Raw genomic sequence first — 21367 nt, 5'->3', positions numbered from 1 at the left:
ACCATGAACATCCAAGGACAACCAGCCCTCGTCACCGGTGGTGGCTCGGGCCTGGGCGAGGCCACCGCGCGCGAACTCGCCCGCCTCGGCGCGAAAGTCGCCGTGCTCGACGTGAATCTGGAGAACGCGAAGCGCGTGGCGGCCGACATCGGCGGCGCCGCCTTTGCTTGCGACATCACGAACACCGAGAGCCTGCAAGCCGCCATCGACGGTGCTGCGGCTGCCCACGGCGCAGCCCGCATCCTCATGAACATCGCCGGCATCGGCACCGCCAAGCGCGTGGTCGGCAAGGACGGCAACGCCGCCCCGCTGGAAGACTTCGCCAAGGTCATCCACGTCAACCTGATCGGCACCTACAACGCCAGCCGGCTGTTTGCCGCCGCCTGCGCGAAGCTCGATCCGCTGGAAGACGGCGAGCGCGGCGTGATGATCTTCACCGCCAGCGTCGCCGCGTTCGACGGCCAGGTCGGCCAGCAGGCCTACAGCGCGTCCAAGGGCGGCCTGGTGGGCATGACGCTGCCCATGGCGCGCGATCTGGCGCAACACGGCATCCGCGTCTGCACCATTGCTCCGGGTCTGTTCAGCACGCCGTTGATGAAGCAGTTGCCCGAGCCTGTGCAGGCTTCGCTGGCGGCCAGCATTCCGTTTCCCCCGCGCCTGGGCAAGCCCGAGGAGTTTGCACAACTGGCCGCGCACATCGTCACCAACACGCACCTGAATGGCGAAGTCATCCGCCTCGACGGTGCCCTCCGGATGGCCCCGCGATGACCAAGTTCGTCATTTACGAGGTGGACGTGATGTTCGGTGACTGTGATCCCGCCGGCATCGTGTTCTTCCCCAATTTCTCGAAATGGATGGACGCCTCGTCATTGAATTTTTTCGTGAAGTGCGGCGTGCCACCCTGGCGCGAACTCAAGAAGACGCGTGGCATCGTGGGCACGCCTCTGCTCGAGATCCACACGAAGTTCATGCGCCCCGCCACCTACGGCGAACGGCTTCAGATCCACACCTGCGTGACCGAGTGGCGCGAGAAGGTGTTCATGCATCGGCACCTGGTGAAACGCGGCGACGACCTGCTGTGCGAAGGCACGGAGACACGCGCCTTCGTCATCCATCCGCCAGAGGCGCCCGATCGCATCAAGGCCATTCCCGTGCCCGAAGACATCAAGGCACTCTGTTCCTGACCCCCGAGTTCCCTGCCCGTTCCGTTCTCACCACCACACCAGAAGGAGACCTTCCATGAAAGCCGTCAAAACCCTCGTTGCCGTCGCCATCACGGCACTGGCCAGCACCGCCGCGCTGGCCGACATCACCATCGGCGTGAGCCTTTCGCTCACAGGTCCTGGCTCCGGCCTGGGCATTCCCATGCAGAACCAGTTCAAGCTGTTCCCGCAAACGATCGCCGGCGAGAAGGTCAACCTGATCATCCTCGACGACGCCAGCGACCCGGGCAAGGGCGCGGCCAACGCCCGCCGCTTCGTCACCGAAGACAAGGTCGACGTCATCATCGGTTCGTGCCTCACGCCCGTGGCCGCAGCCATGACGCCCGTGGCCACCGAAGCGAAGACCGTGCAACTGGCCGCATCCCCGGTCGGCGCGCCGCCCGGTGCGGACCAGTGGCTGTTCCGCCTGCCGCAAGGCAATGACGTGATGGCGCACGCCATGGTCGAGCACATGAAGAAGCAGAACATCAAGACCATCGGCTTCCTTGGCTACACCGACGCGTATGGCGAGCTGTGGCTCAAGGCAATCACGCCGCTGGCCGAGAAGGCTGGCATGAAGGTCGTGGCCGCCGAGCGCTTCGCCCGCACCGACACCAGCGTGACGCCCCAGGCGCTCAAGCTCAGCTCGGCCAACCCGGATGCCATCCTGGTGGTGGCATCGGGCTCGGGTGCCGCCATGCCGCACAAGGCGATCGTCGAGCGCGGTTACAAAGGCAAGATCTACCAGACGCACGCGGCCGCCACGCCCGACCTGGTGCGCATCGGCGGCAAGGACGTGGAGGGCTCCTTCGTGGTTTCCGGTCCGGCCGTCATTGCCGAGCAACTGCCCGAAAACCATCCATCCAAGAAACTGGCGATCGACTTCGTCACGCAGTACGAAAAGCTGGTCGGTGCCGGCATGCGCAACCAGTTTGCCGGCCACAGCTACGACGCAGCCATCGCCCTGAACAAGGCCGTTCCGATCGCGCTCAAGGCCGGCAAGCCCGGCACGCCGGAGTTCCGCGCCGGCTTGCGCGATGCTTTCGAAACGATGGGCCGCACGGTGTTTGCGCACGGCGTGATGAACTGGACCAAGGACGACCACTGGGGCTACACCAACGAAACCGGTGTGATGCTCAAGGTGGTCGACGGCAAGTTCAAAGTGGAGTAACACCCCCCTGCGCCGCTGACGCGGCTTCCCCCCTCTGTCGCGCGCCTTCGGCGCTTCGAGGGGGGACAGCACATCGGGCCGGCGGAGCCGGACCCTTGGTGCCCCTGGATTTGAGAGCACCTCTTCTCTCGTTAGGACCTGTATGGATTTCTCGATCGCCAGCATCTTGCTGCTGGACGGCCTCACCAACGGCGCGGTGTATGCGCTGCTGGGGCTGGCCATCGTCCTGGTGTTCACCGTCACCCGGATCATCTTCATTCCCCAGGGAGAGTTCGTCGCGTACGGCGCGCTGACCCTGGCGATCTTTCAGACGGGCAAGGTGCCGGGTACCGTGTGGCTGGTGTTGCTGCTGGCCGGTGTGGCCGCGCTCATGGAGCTTCTCGAGCGCTGGCGCCACCACCGCCATGGCCTGACGGCGGTGAAGGCGGCGGGTCGCACGCTGCTGCCTGCCGTCGTCGTCTCGGCGGTGGCCATCTGGGCCGCGCCGCAGCAGTTTCCGCTGGTCATCCAGGCCGCCCTCAGCGTGGCCGTGGTCACGGTGTATGGCCCGCTGGTCTACCGCGTGGCCTACCAGTCGCTGGAAAGCTCCACGCCGCTGGTGCTGCTCATCGTCTCGGTCGGCGTTCACTTTGCCATGACGGGCCTGGGCCTGCTGTTCTTTGGCGCCGAAGGCTTCCGCAACCCGGCGTTCTGGGACCAGCGCTTCAGCGTTGGCCCGGTCATGCTCTCGGGCCAGGCCATCATCACGTTTGCCGCCACGGTGGCGCTCATCGTCATGCTCTGGCTTTACTTCGAGCGCTCGCTGCGCGGCAAGGCTTTGCGCGCCATCGCGGTGAACCGCACCGGCGCGCGCCTCATGGGCATCTCGTCGCAGGCTTCAGGCCAGCTCACGATGACCCTGGCGGCTTTCATCGGTGCCCTTTCCGGGCTCCTGATCGGACCAACCACCACTGTGTTCTACGACTCGGGCTTCCTCATCGGCCTCAAAGGCTTCGTGGCCGCCGTCGCCGCCGGCCTTGCGAGCTACCCCGGCGCGCTGATTGCGGCACTGGGCGTGGGCGTGATCGAAGCCTTCGGTTCTTTCTGGGCCAGCGCCTTCAAGGAAGTGATCGTGTTCACCCTCATTCTTCCCGTCCTCCTGTTCCGCTCCTTGCGCAGCAAGCACTCTGACGAGGACCACTGACATGCCGAAGCCACAAAATCTCGGCCTGCTGATACTGGCCCTGGCAATTCCCCTGGTCGCCCTGCTTCCCCTGCCCGACTTCTGGATCACGCAGCTCAACATGATCGGCATGTACAGCATGACGGTGCTGGGCCTGATCCTGCTCACCGGCGTGGGCGGGCTCACCTCATTCGGCCAGGCGGCTTTCGTCGGCATCGGCGCCTACACCACGGCCTGGCTCACGCTCAACCTCGGCATGTCGCCGTGGTTCACGCTGTTCATCGGCATGGGGCTGACCGCTGGCAGCGCGCTGCTCGTTGGCTTGATCACGCTGCGCATGTCGGGTCACTATCTGCCGCTGGCCACCATCGCCTGGGGTCTGTCGCTTTACTACCTCATGGGCAACCTGGATGCGCTGGGCAAGTACGACGGCCTGCTCGGCATCCAGAGCCTGTCCATCGGTGGCTTCGACATGGGCCAGGGCCGAGCCTTCTTCGTGCTCACCTGGGTCATCCTGCTCGCCTTTGTGGCCGCGATGCTGCACCTGCTCGACTCGCGCCCAGGTCGCGCCATTCGCTCGTTGAGGAGCGGTTCGCAGATGGCCGAGGCCATGGGCATCAGCACCTTCCGCTACAAGGTCACCATCTTCGTGCTGGCTGCCTTGTTTGCGTCGGTCGCAGGCTGGCTGCTCGCGCATTTCCAGCGCACGGTGAACCCCTCGGCCTTTGGCCTGAAGATGGGCATCGAGTATCTGTTCATGGCGGTGATCGGGGGCGTGGGCCATGTGTGGGGCGCCATCGTGGGTGCGGGTCTCATCCGCGTGCTCGAAGACCAGTTGCAGGTGCTGCTGCCCAAGCTCATCGGCACCAGCGGCAGCTATGAAGTGATCGTCTTCGGCATCGCGCTGGTGGTGGTGCTCAAGTACCTGCCCGATGGCCTGTGGTCGCTGGTCGGGCGCCACATGCCCAAGCCGCCGCGCAAGGTCGACTGGCAGCATGCCGCCGCACTGCCGACGCGCGAGCGGCCCGCTACCGGTGAACTGGTGCTGGACGTGCAGAAGGCGCGCATGCAGTTCGGCGGCCTGGTGGCCGTGAACGACATCAGCTTCCAGATCCACGCCGGCCAGATCGTGGGACTCATCGGCCCCAATGGCGCTGGCAAGTCCACCACCTTCAACCTCATCACCGGCGTGTTGCCGGCCACCAGTGGCCAGGTGCTGTTCCAGGGCGGCAACGTGGTGGGCAAGCCCTCGCGCGCGATTGCGCAACTCGGCATGGCACGCACCTTCCAGCACGTGAAGATGATCCCCGACATGACGGTGCTGGAGAACGTGGCGCTGGGCGCGCACACGCGCGGCCGCAAGGGCGTGCTGCCGGCCATGCTGCGCACCAACAGCGCCGAAGAGAAACAACTCTTTCGCGAGGCGCAGCGCCAGCTGGAGCGCATCGGCATGGGTGCCTACCTGCACGAGCAGGCGGGCAACCTCGCCATGGGACCGCAGCGCCTCATGGAAATCGCCCGCGCGCTCAGCGCCGACCCCACCCTGCTGCTGCTCGACGAACCCGCCGCCGGCCTTCGCTACCAGGAGAAGCAGGCGCTGGTCGGTGTGCTGCGCCAGCTCAAGAGCGAAGGCATGAGCATCCTGCTGGTGGAACACGACATGGACCTGGTGATGCAGATCTGCGACCACCTGGTGGTGATGGAGTTCGGCACCCTGCTCACCCAGGGGCGGCCGGCGCAGGTGCAGCAGGACCCGAAGGTGCGCGCTGCCTACCTTGGAACCGAGCACTGAGGCACGAGACATGAGCAACCCCATTCTTCAAGTCAAGGGCCTGCGCGCCGGCTATGGCCGCGCCGAGGTGCTGCACGGCATCGACATCCAGGTCCAGCCCGGTGGTGTGATCACCGTCATCGGTCCCAACGGCGCGGGCAAGTCCACGCTGCTCAACACGCTCATGGGCATCCTGCCCGGCCAGGGCACGATCGAGTTCCGCGGCCAGGACATCACCAAGCTCACGCTCGAAGAGCGCGTGATGAACGGCATGGCGCTGGTGCCCGAGAAGCGCGAGCTGTTCGGCACCATGGCGGTGGAAGACAACCTCCTGCTGGGGGGCTTTCGCCAGATGCGCCTGGGCAATGCGAAGTGGCGCAGCCGGCTCGACGAGGTCTACAGCATCTTCCCGCGCCTGCAGGAGCGCCGCGCGCAACTCGCCGGCACGCTCTCCGGTGGTGAACGCCAGATGCTGGCGGTGGGCCGCGCGCTCATGTCCTCACCCGACCTGCTCATGCTCGACGAGCCCAGCCTGGGGCTCGCACCGCTGATCGTCAAAGAGATCTTCGCCATCATCGAAAGGCTGCGCCAGACCGGCGTGACCATCGTGCTGGTGGAGCAGAACGCACGCGCTGCGCTGCAGGTGGCCGACCACGGCTATGTGCTGGAGATGGGCGAGCTCAGCGCTCAGGGCCCGGCCAGCGAACTCGCCAGCGACCCGCGGGTGATCGAGACCTACCTCGGCACCGCACGCCAGAGCGCCTGATCCCCCCGCAAGACTTCCAAGGAGACAACCATGAAAAGTCCGGTATCCGTCGTTCGACTGACCGTGCCCGCTGCACTGGGCCTGGCCCTCGTGGCCTGTGCGACCGCCCCGGTCGGGCCACCGCCCGCACCGCTCAAGGCGGCCGTGGGTGCCAACCTCAACCAGTGCGACGCGCTGGTGAACCAGTTCCGTTTCGAGCAGACGGTGATCGATTCTGCCGTCAACGTGGCGGCGGGCGGCCTCATGCTGGCCGGGCAGCCGGTCGCGGCGCACTGCCTCGTCAAGGGCCAGATGCACAAGCGCAAGGGCAGCGATGGCCGCGACTACGCCATCGGTTTCGAGATGCGCCTGCCGCAGACCTGGAACGGCCGCTTCTACTACCAGGGCAACGGCGGGCTCGATGGCGCCGTGCGGCCAGCCGAAGGCGCGCTCGGCGGCGGGCCGATCACTGGCGCGCTGGTGCAGGGCTTTGCCGTCATCAGTTCGGATGCCGGGCACACCGGCGCACAGACCACCGTGTTCGGCCTGGAGCCGCAAGCGCGGCTGGACTACGGTTACCAGGCCGTGGCCAAACTCACACCCATGGCCAAGGCGCTGATCGCCAGCGCCTACGGCAAGGCGCCCGACCGCTCCTACATTGGCGGCTGTTCCAACGGTGGGCGCCACGCGATGGTGGCCGCATCGCGCCTGGGCGACCAGTACGACGGTTACCTCATCGGCGCACCCGGCTACCGCTTGCCGAACGCGGCGCTGGCGCAACTGTGGGGCGCGCAGCGCTGGCTGCCGCAGGCCACGCCCGGCGCCACCGTGAAGCATCCGCTCAACCCCAACGCCGGCATTCCCGACCTGGGCAGTGCGCTCACCGCCCCGGAACGCCAGACCGTGGCACGCGCCATTCTGGAGCGTTGCGACCCACTCGACGGCCTGAAGGACGGCCTGGTGCAAGCCACACAGGCCTGCCAGAGCGCGTTCAACGTGGTGCGTGATGTGCCTACCTGCGTGGGTGCGCGCGACGGCAAATGCCTCACCGCGCCGCAGAAGTCCACACTTGCGGAGGTCCAGGCCGGCGGCAAGGTCGACAACGGGTCATCGATCTACAGCAGCTTCCCCTACGACCCCGGCATCGCGGGCAGCAACTGGGCCACCTGGAAGTTCGTCAACTCGGTCGCACTCGATCCGCTGTCGGTCGGCACCATCTTCACGGCACCACCCGCCGCGCCGGTGAACTTCGCCAGCGCAAAACTCGATGCCCTGCTGCCGGCCATTTCCGCCACCACCGACACCTACCGCGAATCGGGCGTGTCGCTCATGGGCCCGCCTGGCCACGAGAAGCCCGACAACCTGCTGCCGCTGCGCGCACGCGGCGCGAAGATGGTGCTCTACCACGGCGTGAGCGACGCGATCTTTTCCGCCGAAGACACGCGCCTGTGGGTCGAGCGGGTCAACCGCTCGCAGGATGGCAAGGCGAACGACTTCGCGCGCTACTTCCCCGTGCCCGGCATGAACCACTGCAGCGGCGGCCCGGCCACCGACCAGTTCGACCTGCTTGGCCCGCTGGTGAAGTGGGTTGAACAGGGTGTGGCGCCACAAGCGGTGACGGCCAGTGCACGGGGCGCAGGCAACGCCGGCGGCGTGAACGCCGAACTGCCCGCCGACTGGTCGGCCAACCGCACCCGTCCGTTGTGCGCCTACCCGAGCGTGGCGCATTACAACGGCACCGGACCCGTGGAGAGCGCTGCCAGCTTCACCTGCCGCTGAAACGATGAACGCCTACCAACCCCGCCCCGAAAGCCACGCCTTCATCCTGCTCGAGGTGCTGCGCGCCCGCGAGGTGCTGGCCGGCTTGCCTGCGCTGGCCGAACACGCCGAACCCGCATTGCTCACACAGGTGATTGAAGAAGCGGGCAAGTTCGTGGGCGAGGTGCTCTCGCCACTCAACCGCGAGGGCGACGAAGTGGGCGCGCAGTGGAAGGCCGGCACGGTCACCATGCCGCCGGGCTTCCGCGATGCCTACCAGGCCTTCTGGCAAGCGGGCTGGCCTTCACTGGCCTGCGCCACCGAAGACGGCGGCCAGGGCCTGCCCACCGCGCTGGAGGCGGTGCTGCACGAAATGCTGAATGCCGCCAACCACGGCTGGACCATGGCACCCGGCCTGCTGCATGGCGCGTACGAGTGCCTGAAGCACCACGCTTCCGATGACATCAAGGCGCGCTATCTGGTCAAGCTCGCCACCGGCGAATGGCTGGCCACGATGTGCCTCACGGAGCCTCACGCCGGCAGCGACCTCGGCCTGGTGCGCACCCGGGCCACCCCGCTGCCCGATGGCCGCTTCGCGCTCAGCGGCACCAAGATCTTCATCTCGGGCGGCGAGCACGACCTCTCCGACAACATCGTGCACCTGGTGCTCGCGCGCCTGCCCGATGCACCGCCCGGGCCCAAAGGACTCTCGCTGTTCGTGGTGCCAAAGTTTCACGAGGACGGCACCCGCAGCGCGGTGCATTGCGAGCGCATCGAGGAGAAGATGGGCATCCACGCCAGCCCCACCTGCGTGATGCGCTTCGACGAAGCCGTGGCCTCTCTCGTGGGCGAACCCGGCAAGGGCTTGAACGCGATGTTCGTGATGATGAACGCGGCCCGGCTGCTGGTCGGCCTGCAGGGCATCGGCCTGCTCGACGCGGCTTTGCAGAAGGCCAGCACCTACGCGCAGGAGCGCCGCCAGATGCGCGCCCCTGGCACCACCAGCCGAGCTGGCGAAGCGGACACCATTGATCAGCATCCGGCGATGCAGCGCATCCTGCTGACCCAGCGCGCCTGGGTCGACACCGGTCGCGTGCTGGCGTACCGCACCGCACTCGAACTCGACATCCAGAAGCACCACCCCGACGCGACCCGACGCGAGGCCGCCGCACGCTGGTGCAGCCTGGTCACGCCGGTGCTCAAGTCGGCCTGGACCGAACAGGCGTTCACGGGCACCAGCGCCTGCCTGCAGGTGTTCGGTGGCCACGGCTACATGCGCGAATGGGGCATCGAGCAGCACGTGCGCGATGCGCGCGTGGCCATGATCTACGAAGGCACGAACGAGATCCAGGCGATCGACCTGCTGATCCGCAAGACCCTGCCCGATGGTGCCGCCGCGCTGCAAACCCTGCTGGACGAATTGCAGGCCGACCTGGAAAGCCTGCCGCAGGCCGGTGCCGCGCGCGAAGCCCTGCAAGGCTTTGGCGAGTTCGTGCGCACGCAGCTCCTGCCAGGGGTCACCGCCGCCGGTGCGCCCCCCGACAGGCCACACTGGCTGGCCGACGATTTCCTGCGCGCCGTGGCGCTGGTGCTCATGGCCTGGGCCAGTGCGCGCATCGAAGCCACGCCGGGCGCAGGCGAGGCTCCCGCCGCCTTCTGGCGTTTCATCTGGCCCGAATTCGGAATGCGGCTGGGCCTCATGCGGACCACGCTGGGCATGGCTTGAACCCACCACGCTATGCTTTGACCATGCCCGAGACCTCGATCGCCAACGCCTTGCGCCGCCCACGCGGCCCCCGCAGGAAATCCGCCGTCGATACCCATCTGGCGTTGACCGGTGGTACGAGCGGCGCATCCGAGCCCTCCGATGTGGACACCAGTTACCTCGAATCCCTGCTCGGCTACAACGCGCGTCGCACGGCACTGGCCGTCATCGCCGTGTTCCTGCGCCGCATGGAGACCTACGGCCTGCGCCCTGTCGATTTCTCGGTGGTCTCGGTGGTGGCGCACAACCCGGGCGTGACCTCGCGCCAGATCTGCGCGGCCCTGGACATCCTGCCGCCCAACCTGGTGGGCATGGTCAAGAGCCTGCAGAAGCGCGGCCTCATCGTGCGCAAGCCCCACCCCACCGACCGGCGGGCCCAGGGCTTGCACCTCTCCACCGCTGGTCAGCGCACGTACCGCGAAGCCCAGGCCACCGCCACCGAGCTCGAGCAGGAAGTGGCCGGCCGGCTGTCCAGCGAAGAGCTGCAGACGCTGATCACGCTGCTGCGCAAGGTGTACCGCCGCTGACGCCGCGCAATCCGGGTAAATCCGGATCATTGACCTTTGCGCCACATTGTTGCAGTGCACGCAGCTAGCAAACTGGTAGCACCGGGGTTTCCTGCCTATAGTGGATCGCACCGCCCAGCGCCGCACGGAGCCCCCCATGACCGTCAAGGACAATGCCGCCGTGATCCAGCTCTTCGACCTGCTGGAATCGCGCTATGCTATGCGCGTCATCTGGGCCCTGAGCGATGGACATCCGCAAACCTTCCGGCTGCTGCAGGACAGCGTGGGCGGCGTCACGCCCAACACACTGAACACCCGCCTGAAGGAGCTTCGGGCAGCCCGCCTGGTGGACCACAGCGGCAACGGCTACCGCCTCACCTCCCAGGGCACCGAGCTGGCTCGTCGGCTGGTGGATGTGCAGCAGTTCGCGGGCAAGTGGTCACAGCACCAGGCACGCGTGGCCACGACCTTGGCGCACGCCCATCCCGTCGGGACATAAAATCACGCCCCGGGGTGGTCTGCACCCCGCCCCTGGACACACCGCCGCCCAGCGCGCCGGTCGTCCGTCCCACCGGTGGCAAATCTGCCACCCACTCCCTTGAATACGGGCTCAAAGGCCCCAGATGACGCCCACGGCCATTTTGGCCACCGCTTTCCACGTACTTCACAGATCCATGAGCCAGACGCCTCACCCTACCGACCCGTCCGATCCGAATGCGCCCGTGAGCCCCGAGGAGGCTCTGGCTGCCGAAGCCGCCAATGAAGCCGATGCCCTCACCGCCCTGGCCCAGGAACTCGCCACCGCCAAGGCCCAGAACGCCGACCTGGCCGACCAGTTCCTGCGTGCCAAGGCCGAGGTGGAGAACGCCCGCCGCCGCGCCGATGAAGAAATCGCCAAGGCGCGCAAGTTCGCGGTGGAGAGCTTTGCCGACAGCCTGCTGGCCGTGGCCGACAGTCTGGAAGCCGGCCTCGCCATCCAGGAAGCCACTCGCGAACAGCTGCGCGAAGGCACCGAAGCCACGCTCAAGCAGCTCAAGAGCGCGCTGGAGCGCCACAAGGTGCTGGAGATCAACCCCGCCGTGGCCACGAAATTCGACCCCCACCAGCACCAGGCCATCAGCATGGTGCCGGCCGACCAGGAAGCCAACACCGTGGTGGCTGTGCTGCAGAAGGGCTACCTCATCGCCGATCGCGTGCTGCGCCCGGCCCTGGTGACCGTGGCCGCACCGAAATGATCACCGGTCGGACTTGAAATACCCACCGGTTATCCACACCTTCCCCACATCGTTTTTCACAACATCCTCACTTATTCAAACGGAGTCGCAACATGGGACGAATCATCGGCATTGACCTGGGCACCACCAACTCGTGCGTGTCCATCATGGAAGGTAACAACACCAAGGTGATCGAGAACGCCGAGGGCGCTCGCACCACCCCTTCCATCGTGGCCTACCAGGAGGACGGCGAGGTGCTGGTCGGGGCCTCCGCCAAGCGCCAGGCCGTGACCAACCCCAAGAACACGCTCTACGCGATCAAGCGCCTGATCGGCCGCAAGTTCACCGAGAAGGAAGTGCAGAAGGACATCAACCTGATGCCCTACAAGATCGTGGCCGCCGACAACGGCGACGCCTGGGTCGAAGTGCGCGGCAAGCAGCTGTCTGCCCAGCAGGTCAGCGCCGACATCCTGCGCAAGATGAAGAAGACCGCCGAGGACTACCTGGGCGAGCCCGTGACCGAGGCCGTGATCACCGTGCCGGCCTACTTCAACGACGCCCAGCGCCAGGCCACCAAGGACGCGGGCCGCATCGCCGGCCTGGACGTGAAGCGCATCATCAACGAGCCCACCGCTGCGGCCCTGGCCTTCGGCCTGGACAAGCAGGAAAAGGGCGACCGCAAGATCGCCGTGTACGACCTGGGTGGCGGCACGTTTGACGTGTCCATCATCGAGATCGCCGACGTCGATGGCGAGAAGCAGTTCGAGGTGCTGTCCACCAATGGCGACACCTTCCTGGGCGGTGAAGACTTCGACCAGCGCATCATCGACCACATCATTGCCGAGTTCAAGAAGGAACAGGGCGTGGACCTGAGCAAGGACGTGCTGGCTCTGCAGCGCCTGAAGGAAGCCGCCGAGAAGGCCAAGATCGAGCTGTCCTCGTCCGCCGCGACCGACATCAACCTGCCCTACATCACCGCCGATGCCTCGGGCCCGAAGCACCTGAACATCAAGCTCACACGCGCCAAGCTCGAAGCCCTGGTGGAAGAGCTGATCGAACGCACCATCGCTCCCTGCCGCACGGCCATCAAGGACGCCAGCATCAGCGCCTCCGACATCCACGACGTGATCCTGGTCGGCGGCATGACGCGCATGCCCAAGGTGCAGGAGAAGGTGAAGGAGTTCTTCGGCAAGGAACCGCGCAAGGACGTCAACCCCGACGAAGCCGTGGCCGTGGGCGCCGCCATCCAGGGCCAGGTGCTCAGTGGTGACCGCAAGGACGTGCTGCTGCTCGACGTGACTCCGCTGAGCCTCGGTATCGAGACCATGGGCGGTGTCATGACCAAGATGATCCAGAAGAACACCACGATCCCGACCAAGTTCAGCCAGGTGTTCTCGACCGCCGAGGACAACCAGCCGGCCGTGACCATCAAGGTGTTCCAGGGCGAGCGTGAGATCGCATCGGGCAACAAGCTGCTGGGCGAGTTCAACCTCGAAGGCATCCCCGCATCGCCGCGCGGCATGCCGCAGATCGAAGTGACCTTCGACATCGACGCCAACGGCATCCTGCACGTGGGCGCCAAGGACAAGGGCACCGGCAAGGAAAACAAGATCACCATCAAGGCGAACTCGGGCCTGTCTGAAGCCGAGATCCAGCAGATGGTGAAGGACGCCGAGCTCAACGCCGCCGACGACAAGAAGAAGGTCGAGCTGGTGCAGGCCCGCAACCAGGCCGAGGCCATGGTGCACAGCGTGAAGAAGTCGCTGGGTGAACACGGCGACAAGCTCGACGCGGCCGAGAAGGAAGCCATCGAGACCGCGCTGAAGGATGTGGAAGAAGCCGCTCAGGGTGAAGACAAGGAAGCCATCGAAAGCAAGACCGAGGCGCTGATGTCGGCCAGCCAGAAACTGGGCGAGAAGGTGTACGCCGCCTCGCAGGCCGAGGCAGCTGCCGCAGGTGGTGCCGAAGGTGCCGAGCAGCAATCCAGCAACAGGCCGGCCGACGACGATGTCGTCGATGCCGAAGTCAAGGAAGTGAAAAAGGGCTGATCGGAGGCCCGCTTGCTCTCCGTCGCCGCGTCCGGGCAACCTGACGCGGCGTTCGTGTTTCAACAGAACCGCAACTGACCATGGCAAAACGCGATTTTTACGAAGTGCTGGGCGTGCCCAAGAACGCCTCGGACGACGAGATCAAGAAGGCGTATCGCAAGCTGGCAATGAAGCACCACCCCGACCGCAACCAGGGTGATGCGGCCAAGGCCGCCGAAGAGAAATTCAAGGAGGCCAAAGAGGCCTACGAAATGCTTTCCGACGCGCAGAAGAAGGCGGCCTACGACCAGTACGGCCACGCCGGCGTGGACCCCAACATGCGCGGCCCAGGCGGTGCCGAAGGCTTTGGCGGTTTCTCGGAATCGTTCGGCGACATCTTTGGCGACATCTTCGGGGGCGCACGGGGTCAACGCGGCGGCAGACAGGTGTACCGCGGCGCCGATCTTTCCTACGCCATGGAAATCTCGCTGGAGGAAGCCGCATCGGGCAAGGAAACACAGATCCGCATTCCCTCGTGGGACGATTGCGAGACCTGCAAGGGCACTGGCGCCAAGCCCGGCACCAGCGTGAAGACCTGCACCACCTGCCACGGCCAGGGCGCCGTGCAGATGCGCCAGGGCTTCTTCAGCGTGCAGCAGACCTGCCCGCACTGCCACGGCAGCGGCAAGATCATTCCCGAGCCTTGCACCACCTGCAGCGGCCAGGGCAAGATCAAGAAGCAGAAAACGCTGGAGATCAAGATCCCTGCCGGCATCGATGACGGTCAGCGCATCCGCAGCACCGGCAATGGCGAACCCGGCCAGAACGGTGGCCCCTCGGGCGATCTCTACATCGAGGTGCGCCTGCGCAAGCACGACATTTTCGAACGCGAAGGCGACGACCTGCACTGCCAGGTGCCCGTCTCCATGACGGTGGCGGCCCTCGGCGGCGAGATCGACGTGCCCACCCTGGCCGGCAAGGCCACCATCGACCTGCCCGAAGGCACCCAGAGTGGCAAGACCTTCCGCCTGCGTGGCAAGGGCGTGAAGGGTGTGCGGTCCAGCTACCCTGGCGATCTGTATTGCCACGTGGCCGTGGAAACGCCCGTCAAGCTCACCGAGCACCAGCGCAAGCTGCTCAAGGAACTCGACGAGTCGTTCAGAAAAGGCGGCCACAAGCACAGCCCGAACGACAAGGGATGGTTCGAGAAGGCGAAGTCGTTTTTCAGTTGATCGAGCTGTCCTGCCTGCAGAAAAAGCGACGCAGCAGCGTCGCTTTTTTTTTGTTCAGTCCCGGCAGTACCCCTCACCCGCCTTCACCGTCAGGCAATCCGACTTCTCGCTGAGCCACTTCATCCCGGTCTCCGCGCCGTTGCTGGCGCGCACCGATTCGCGCACACCGTCGCGTTCGAACTCAAGGCGGTCTCCCGCCGCAGTGCCTTTGAAGGTGCGGGGACCATCGAGGTTCTGGATGGTGACTTCGTATTGGCCGTTGCCACCGGCAAGTTGCAGGAAGGTGCCCTCCGGTCCGCTCCACTTGCCGACCCATCGGTCGGTGGCGGACTCGGCACTGGTGATGGGTGGATTTGTTGCGGGGCTGGGCGGCGGCGGAGCTTGCGCAGCGCGCTCGGAGCACCCTGCAGCTGCGAGGAGCAGCACGGCGGACGTCATCAGGATCTGGTGTGTGGAGTTCATGGTTGGGCCTGGTTCACTCACGGCGATGCAACTCGTCTGTTTCGGGGCTTCATGCCTCATTCTCGCTGCACCGCTTCGGCCCTATCTCCGCCATTGCCAACATCGATTGGACCTGTTCGACAGTTTTGAACAAACTGGGCGCTTCTTCCTGTTGAACGACTGCCATGACCGAACTGATCCGACAGCTCCGACCCGACTGGACCCACACGCAGGCGATCGACCTCAAGGTCCCCGCGCATGCCCTGCGCAATGCCTTGTTGTCTCTGGGTGCCGGCCTGCTGGTGATGGCCGGTGTGGCTGCGCTGAGCACGTTCTGGGCGCCCACGCGGGCGTGGTGGGATGCGGCCGGGCATGGCGGCGCAATGGCGGCGGGTGTGCAGGCCTCCCTGCTGGCGGCGGTGGCCACCGCCATCGGCGCCCTGCCCGTGTTCGTGGTGCAACGGGTGACCAAGTTGCAGGAGTCCGCGCTGTTGTCTTTCTCGGCCGGTGTGATGCTGGCCGCTGCGGTGTTCGCGCTGCTCCTGCCTTCGATGGACGCAGGAGAGGCGCTCTTCGGTCACCGCACCGGTGCGGCGGCTCTCAGCGGCTTCGGCCTGGCCCTCGGCATGGGTCTCATGCTCGCCGTCGACCGCTTCACACCGCATGAACACGCCGTGCTGCCACCGGCCGCGCCGGGCCACGCGATGGCGCACACCGGCAGCGCGGCGCAAGGCGCGAAGCTCATGGTGCTGGCGATCCTCATCCACAACGTGCCAGAAGGTCTGGCGGTGGGCGCCGCCTACGTCGGTGTCCAGGACCCGGCGGCCGCGCAGGCCGGCGCGTCGGTGGCCCTGGCCATCGGCCTGCAGAACATGCCCGAGGGTCTGATTGTGGCCATGGCCCTGCGCACGCTGGGCCAGAGCGCGGGGCGCGCCTGGGGGGTGGCCGCGCTCACCGGCCTGGCCGAGCCCCTGGGCTCCATTCTCGGCCTCTGGGTGCTCGGCAGCGTGCCCGTCTTCTACCCCCTGGGCCTGGCGCTGGCCGCGGGCGCCATGCTGTTTGTGGTGAGCCACGAGATCATTCCCGAAACGCACCGCAGCGGCTTCGAGACGCTGGCAACGGCGACGCTGCTGGCGGGGTTCGTGTTCATGCTGCTGCTGGATTCAGCGCTCACCTGACGCCGGGCACGTGGGTTCAATCGGCCATGATCTTGTTGGCCTTGGCCACCTGGCCCCATTTCTCGGTCTCCGTCCGGATGTAGGTCGCGAACTGGTCGGGCGTGCTGGCCACCACCACCGCACCCAGTTCCGCCAGGCGGGTTTTCACGTCCGCCTGGTTCAGGATGTCGACCAGGGTCTTGTTGAGCACGTTCACGATGGGAGCGGGTGTACCGGCCGGTGCGACGATGCCGCCCCACGACGCGGAGTCAAAGCCCGCCAGACCGGACTCGGCGATCGTGGGCACGCCCTCCAGCGCAGGAATGCGCTGGTTGGTGGCAATGCCCAGCGCCTTCACCCGGCCATTCTTGATGTGCGGCATGGCGGCGACGATGGTGGTGAACATCATGGAGACCCGGCCGGAGACCACGTCCATGAGCGCAGGGCCGTCCCCCCGATAAGGCACATGCAGTGCGTCGACGCCGGCCATGCTGGCGAACAGCGCACCGGTGAGATGGTTCGATGAGCCATTGCCGGCCGATGCATACGTGTGCTTTCCGGGGTTCGCCTTCAGTTCGGCGAGCAACTCCTGCATGTTCCTGGCGGGCATGCCCGGTCCCGTCACCAGAACGATGGGCACCAGCGTCGTCTGGGTGACGGCGGCGAAGCTCTTGACGGTGTCGTAGGACAGCTTGGGATAGATGCTCTGGCTGATCGCGTTGGGGCCGACGTTGGCCATCAGCAGCGTGTAGCCATCCGCTGGTGAGCGGGCGACGGCATCGGCAGCGATGTTGCCATTGGCACCGGGCCGGTTCTCCACGATCACGGATACCTTCAATGCACCTTGCATCTTCTCGGCCAGAATGCGCGCGGTCACGTCGGACGCGCCGCCGGGGGGATACGGGACAACGATCCGGATCGTGTCTTTCGGGAAGGTGTTGGCGTGCGCCGGCATCGCCAGCGTGGCGATGGCGGTCAGGATGCCAGCGGACGCCAGCCTGCGGTTGATGGGATGGTTCATGTCAGTCTCCTCTGGGGTTGGGATAGATGGATGTGGAGCCCGGGCTCAACGGGGTTGCTGTTTCAGAAAGAGGACCGCGCCTCGTGCCAGCGGCTGCACCGTTCTGGCGTAGACCGAAAGCCAGCCGTTGTCGGCGGGCATGGTCCAGGGCACCAGACGGCTTCTTCTTTCGTCCAGTTGCACGGCGTCAACCAGCAGCTGGACTTCCTTCAACTGGCTGTCGACGGCGATCTCGTCACCGTTCTCGACCAGTGCTATAGGGCCACCGGCCTTGGCCTCGGGGCAGACCTGACCGACGGCGATGCCACGGTTCAAACCGGAGAGTTGCCCATCCGTCACCACGGCGACGGTCTTGCTCAAGCCTGCGCCATCGACGGCGGCCACGAACGACGAGGCCAGGGCCATGCCGGGCCCACCGATGGGGCCCATGCCGCGCAGCACAGCCACGGTGCCTGGCACGAGTTCACCGCGCCGCAGTGCGTCGATGGCCTCTTCCTGGCTCTCGAAGACCAAAGCCTTGCCCACGAAGCGGGTGGTCTTCTCGACCGCGTTGCCCACCTTGTAGATCGCACCTTCCGGCGCCAGGTTGCCTTTCATGATGAGCAGCGAGGGCGTGGTCGATATGGGGTCGTCCAGCGTGCGGACGTGGCTCGATGCCTTCAACTCGAGCGATGACACGTTGCCGATGGCGGACTGGCCCGTCACGGTCATGGCATGTGGGTTGAGCAGGCTCTCAAGACGCTTCATCAGGCCGGTCGTGCCTCCGGCCTCCTCCAGGTCTTCGATGCGCGAGTCACCATTGGGTCGCACCGCTGCGAGCATGGGCACAGAGGCGCCGAACCTGTCGAAGAGTTCGTACACATCGACATCGGCCTGCGCCTCCTCCGCAATCGCCTGCAGATGGCGAACCGTGTTGGTGGAGGCACTCACCGCCAGCGCCACCTTGACCGCATTTTCGAAAGCCGCCGGCGTGAGGATCGCGCGCGGCCGGAGGTCTTCGTGGATCATGGCCACGATGCGCTCGCCGGTGGCCCTGGCGAACTCGAACATGCGTTCGGAGTTGGCTTCCACCGGCGTTGAACCCGGCAGCGCCATGCCCAGGGCTTCGGCTGCGATGTGCATCGAGTTCGCCGTGCCCATCCCGGCACAGACACCTGGCCCCCGCACGGCCTGGTCGCACATGCCGGACAGGTCACCCAGGGTCATCTCGCCGGTCGCGACCTTGCCCACGCTTTCAAACACTTCCTCGATGTCGACCCGACGGCCCTGATAGGTGCCGCTGGGCTGATAGCCGCAAGCCAGGAGGATGGTGGGGATGTTCAGGCGACCGGCCGCCATCATCTGCGCGGGCGCGGTCTTGTCGCAGGAGGCCAGGCACACCATGCCATCGAGCAAGGCCCCCTCCACCTGAACCTCGATGTCGCTGACCACCAGGTCGCGCGACGGCAGGATGTAGCGGCCTTGCCGGCCCGCGCTGGTGATGAAGTCGGACGGTGCGGCGGTGCGAATCTCCAGGGGCACGCCGCCGGCTGCACGAATGGCATCCTGCACGACCCGGGAAACCCCGTCGAGGTGGCTGAAGCAACTCGACAAGGCAGAAGAAGAGTTGACGACCGCGATCTTCGGCTTCTCCAGATCGGCGTCGGAGAGCCCGAGGGCTTTCCATTGCGCCTTGCGCAGCGCCCAGCGGGATGTGCCCGGTTCGAAGTTGCTTCTCAGTGGGGTCGGGATGTTCATGGGGTGGTCTCGATGATGGCGCCCCGCGCCTGCAGCGCATGGCGAAGTTCGTGGGCTGGGACGTCTGCTGGCCGACACCCCTGGTCGACCGCCGTGGCAGCCGCCACGCCGGCGGCCTCGCCCATCGCGAAGCACTGCGCGGTGACGCGGATGGAAGCCTGCGCGGCGTGGTCTGCCGAGGCACAACGGCCGGCGACCAGCAGGTTGTCAACGCCTCGCGGCAACAGGCTTCGATAGGGAATCTGGAAATGGCCGCCCTCTTCCAGCCACACCCACCGGGTGGCTCGGCCAGCGGCATGGTCTTCCATGGGCCAGGCACAGCAGGCGATCGCGTCCGGGAAACGGGCGAGGCCGAGGACGTCTTCACCCGTCAACACGTACTCGCCCAGGATGCGGCGGCTCTCGCGCACACCGATGGCCGCGCCCGTGTCAAGCACGCGGGCACTTGCGTAACCAGGCACGTACTGGTTGAACGCCCTCTCGTAGAGAAGAACCTGCTCCCGGCCCAGGCGCTCCGCCTTCGTCAGTTCGCGGCTCGACAGGGGATGAGGCGCGGCCCCGTCAATGCTGACCTTGGTGATGTTCAGGTGTACGAGCCCCGGTCGCTCCATGAAAACGCCACCCGCGGTGCGCGGCAGGTCCAACCCGTCGTTCACCGCGCGTTCGAGGTGTTGATGCAATGCAGCACGATCGGTGCGAGCAACCGCCTCTGCATCCACGTCCATCATCCGGAACATCGCCGTGGGCTGTTGCAGGTTCTCGAGATCGAGATCGAAAGGAGCGCCCGACCGGGCGCACAGGTCGGCGTCGCCCGAACAGTCAATGAACTGCCTGGCCCGGATGGCCACGCGACCCTCGCGCGTCTCCACCAGCACGTGCGTGAGGTGCTCGCCGTCCTTCGCCACACCGACCACCAGTGAATGCAGCATCACGTCCAGGCCTTCGATCGCTGTCAGGCGGTCCAGCGCCACCTTCATCTTGAAAAGGTCATAGGGCAGCGATGCGGTCTTGAGCCAGTGCACGGTCTCGCCACGGCCGCCGAGCTGGTCCAGCTCGCGAACGACCTGGTCCACGAACCCACCGACGACGGGCGTGACCTCGCGGCCCTTGACCGAGTACAGGCCACAGATGCTGCCCAGACTCACGGTGGTGAGCGTGCCACCCAGGAAGCCGTAGCGCTCGACCAGCGCCACACGCGCACCACACTGGGCAGCCGACACCGCCGCAGCCACCCCGGCGGCGCCTCCGCCGACCACGCAGATGTCGACGTCCATCGCCACCGGCGTTCGGCGCTCGGGTTCTATGAGATCGGAAACGAATGTCATGTATACGTAGTCATTCTTCTGGAAAATGAAGACCCTTGATCAGGGTCTCAGTTGCTCAGGATCGAGCTGAATACGTATTCATTGTAGCGCCATCGGATCCCGAAGATGGCAAGGGTTAACCACTAGTCCCACGGATCACGAGGTCGTTGTGCAGCAGCACGCGCTCGGTCACCCCGGTCTCGCCCTCCAGACGCGCCAGGAGTTTGGAAACCGCCACCTCCGTCATCACCTTCAGCGGTTGGCGCACGGTAGAGAGGTTGATGGCGCGCCAATGGGCCATGGGAATGTCGTCGTATCCCACAACCCAGACATCCTGAGGCACCCGTCGGCCCATGGCGCGCAGCCCATCGACCGCGCCGATGGCCAGCACGTCGTTCGTGCAGAAAACCGCGTCGATCCGCGTATCCATGGAGAGCAAGGCCTGCGCGGCTTCGTAGCCGCACTGGTAGGTGTATTCGGATGCGCGGATGTGGCCCGTGTCGGGAAGCGGCACATGCCGCTCCAGCAGGTGGGCACGGTAGCCCTTCTCGCGTTCCCTGATCGTGCTCGCGCCCACCGGCCCGGTGATCAGCCCCGGCATCTGGCGTCCTTCGCGCACGAAGTACTGCGCCACCGCCGCACCACCCGCTTCGTTGTTGCTGCTGACCTGATCGAAAGCGTCGTCGTCCACCATCCGGTTGAGCAGCACCACGGGACGCTGCGCCTTCAGACGGCTCAGCAGACTGGTCTCGGCGGCCGTGGCCGTGGCGAAGATGACGCCGTCCACCGCGCCCTCGCCAATGGATCGCAGCAAGCGGTCCTCGAACTGCGGCACCGACTCCCAGACGCTCATGAGCAGACCGGCCCGGCGGAGCTCTTCGGAGAGCAACTGCAGGAGTTGCGGGTACAACGGGTTGGAGAGCCGTGCCACCACCACCGCAATGCTGTTGCTGCGGCTCGTCTTCATGGAACGTGCCGCCGCACTGGGGTGGTAGTTCTGCTCGCGGATGACCTCCAGCACGGTGCGTCGAGTCTCCTCTCGCACGCCGGGCAGGCCCTGGAGCACCCGGGAAACGGTGGCTTGCGACACGCCCGCGAGCCGTGCGATGTCCGTGCTGGTGAGACGTTTGTGGGCGTCTGTCTTCATGTGTCGA

19 protein-coding genes are annotated in these 21367 nt (G+C 66.0%); 14 read left to right on the top strand and 5 right to left on the bottom strand.

Features of this window, described 5'->3' with window-relative positions; translation table 11 throughout:
• Nucleotides 1-3 precede the first annotated feature (3 nt).
• From ACTIF6_RS11560 to dnaJ, 13 genes are all read left to right on the top strand, one after another.
• Complete coding sequence (locus ACTIF6_RS11560; protein ID WP_439588127.1) at nt 4-768, top strand: SDR family NAD(P)-dependent oxidoreductase; 765 nt, start codon at nt 4-6, stop codon at nt 766-768.
• Entirely contained in the window at nt 765-1184 is a 420-nt protein-coding gene (locus ACTIF6_RS11555) for an acyl-CoA thioesterase (protein WP_439588126.1), read from the top strand. Before ACTIF6_RS11560 ends, ACTIF6_RS11555 begins: the two co-directional genes overlap by 4 nt.
• Before the next feature lie 55 nt (nt 1185-1239).
• Nucleotides 1240-2373 carry an ABC transporter substrate-binding protein gene (locus ACTIF6_RS11550; RefSeq protein WP_439588125.1) on the top strand — a complete coding sequence of 378 codons (1134 nt, stop codon included), beginning with the start codon at nt 1240-1242 and terminating at the stop codon, nt 2371-2373.
• Nucleotides 2374-2515: 142 nt separating this feature from the next.
• On the top strand, nt 2516-3556 hold the full coding sequence (locus ACTIF6_RS11545; protein WP_439588124.1) for a branched-chain amino acid ABC transporter permease: 1041 nt from the start codon (nt 2516-2518) through the stop codon (nt 3554-3556).
• A gap of 1 nt (nt 3557) precedes the next feature.
• Nucleotides 3558-5327: a branched-chain amino acid ABC transporter ATP-binding protein/permease gene (locus ACTIF6_RS11540; protein ID WP_439588123.1), complete on the top strand. Its 1770-nt coding sequence runs from the start codon at nt 3558-3560 to the stop codon at nt 5325-5327.
• Between the two features lie 10 nt (nt 5328-5337).
• Nucleotides 5338-6072: an ABC transporter ATP-binding protein gene (locus ACTIF6_RS11535; RefSeq protein WP_439588122.1), complete on the top strand. Its 735-nt coding sequence runs from the start codon at nt 5338-5340 to the stop codon at nt 6070-6072.
• A 30-nt stretch (nt 6073-6102) separates the two neighbouring features.
• Entirely contained in the window at nt 6103-7830 is a 1728-nt protein-coding gene (locus ACTIF6_RS11530; RefSeq protein WP_439588121.1) for a tannase/feruloyl esterase family alpha/beta hydrolase, read from the top strand.
• A gap of 4 nt (nt 7831-7834) precedes the next feature.
• Nucleotides 7835-9535 (top strand): acyl-CoA dehydrogenase family protein, encoded by a 1701-nt coding sequence (locus ACTIF6_RS11525; protein WP_439588120.1) that lies wholly within the window; start codon nt 7835-7837, stop codon nt 9533-9535.
• 23 nt (nt 9536-9558) lie between these two features.
• Nucleotides 9559-10101, top strand: coding sequence for a MarR family winged helix-turn-helix transcriptional regulator (locus ACTIF6_RS11520; protein WP_439588119.1), 543 nt, complete (start codon nt 9559-9561; stop codon nt 10099-10101).
• A 136-nt stretch (nt 10102-10237) separates the two neighbouring features.
• On the top strand, nt 10238-10579 hold the full coding sequence (locus ACTIF6_RS11515) for a winged helix-turn-helix transcriptional regulator (protein WP_439588118.1): 342 nt from the start codon (nt 10238-10240) through the stop codon (nt 10577-10579).
• Between the two features lie 175 nt (nt 10580-10754).
• On the top strand, nt 10755-11315 hold the full coding sequence (grpE, locus tag ACTIF6_RS11510) for a nucleotide exchange factor GrpE (protein ID WP_439588117.1): 561 nt from the start codon (nt 10755-10757) through the stop codon (nt 11313-11315).
• Nucleotides 11316-11407: 92 nt separating this feature from the next.
• Nucleotides 11408-13342, top strand: a complete 1935-nt coding sequence (dnaK, locus tag ACTIF6_RS11505) for a molecular chaperone DnaK (RefSeq protein ID WP_439588116.1) — start codon at nt 11408-11410, stop codon at nt 13340-13342.
• An 80-nt stretch (nt 13343-13422) separates the two neighbouring features.
• Complete coding sequence (dnaJ, locus tag ACTIF6_RS11500) at nt 13423-14553, top strand: molecular chaperone DnaJ (RefSeq protein ID WP_439588115.1); 1131 nt, start codon at nt 13423-13425, stop codon at nt 14551-14553.
• 54 nt (nt 14554-14607) lie between these two features.
• Here dnaJ and ACTIF6_RS11495 read toward each other — a convergent pair whose 3' ends face one another.
• Nucleotides 14608-15015: a hypothetical protein gene (locus tag ACTIF6_RS11495; RefSeq protein WP_439588114.1), complete on the bottom strand. Its 408-nt coding sequence runs from the start codon at nt 15013-15015 to the stop codon at nt 14608-14610.
• Between the two features lie 164 nt (nt 15016-15179).
• Between ACTIF6_RS11495 and ACTIF6_RS11490 the strand changes: the two genes are divergently transcribed.
• Nucleotides 15180-16172, top strand: a complete 993-nt coding sequence (locus ACTIF6_RS11490) for a ZIP family metal transporter (protein WP_439588113.1) — start codon at nt 15180-15182, stop codon at nt 16170-16172.
• Between the two features lie 16 nt (nt 16173-16188).
• Here ACTIF6_RS11490 and ACTIF6_RS11485 read toward each other — a convergent pair whose 3' ends face one another.
• The 4 genes from ACTIF6_RS11485 to ACTIF6_RS11470 all read right to left on the bottom strand — a co-directional run bounded on the left by ACTIF6_RS11485 (nt 16189) and on the right by ACTIF6_RS11470 (nt 21360).
• Nucleotides 16189-17172 carry a Bug family tripartite tricarboxylate transporter substrate binding protein gene (locus ACTIF6_RS11485; RefSeq protein WP_439588112.1) on the bottom strand — a complete coding sequence of 328 codons (984 nt, stop codon included), beginning with the start codon at nt 17170-17172 and terminating at the stop codon, nt 16189-16191.
• Between the two features lie 45 nt (nt 17173-17217).
• Nucleotides 17218-18909, bottom strand: a complete 1692-nt coding sequence (locus ACTIF6_RS11480) for a dihydroxy-acid dehydratase (RefSeq protein ID WP_439588111.1) — start codon at nt 18907-18909, stop codon at nt 17218-17220.
• Nucleotides 18906-20234, bottom strand: coding sequence for an FAD-dependent oxidoreductase (locus tag ACTIF6_RS11475; protein ID WP_439588110.1), 1329 nt, complete (start codon nt 20232-20234; stop codon nt 18906-18908). Before ACTIF6_RS11475 ends, ACTIF6_RS11480 begins: the two co-directional genes overlap by 4 nt.
• A 115-nt stretch (nt 20235-20349) precedes the next feature.
• Complete coding sequence (locus ACTIF6_RS11470; protein ID WP_439588109.1) at nt 20350-21360, bottom strand: LacI family DNA-binding transcriptional regulator; 1011 nt, start codon at nt 21358-21360, stop codon at nt 20350-20352.
• Between the last annotated feature and the right edge of the window lie 7 nt (nt 21361-21367).

The organism is Hydrogenophaga sp., assembly GCF_051860785.1.
In the GTDB taxonomy this organism is placed as follows: Bacteria; Pseudomonadota; Gammaproteobacteria; order Burkholderiales; family Burkholderiaceae_C; genus Hydrogenophaga.
This window is presented reverse-complemented; position numbering and strand designations above follow the sequence as displayed.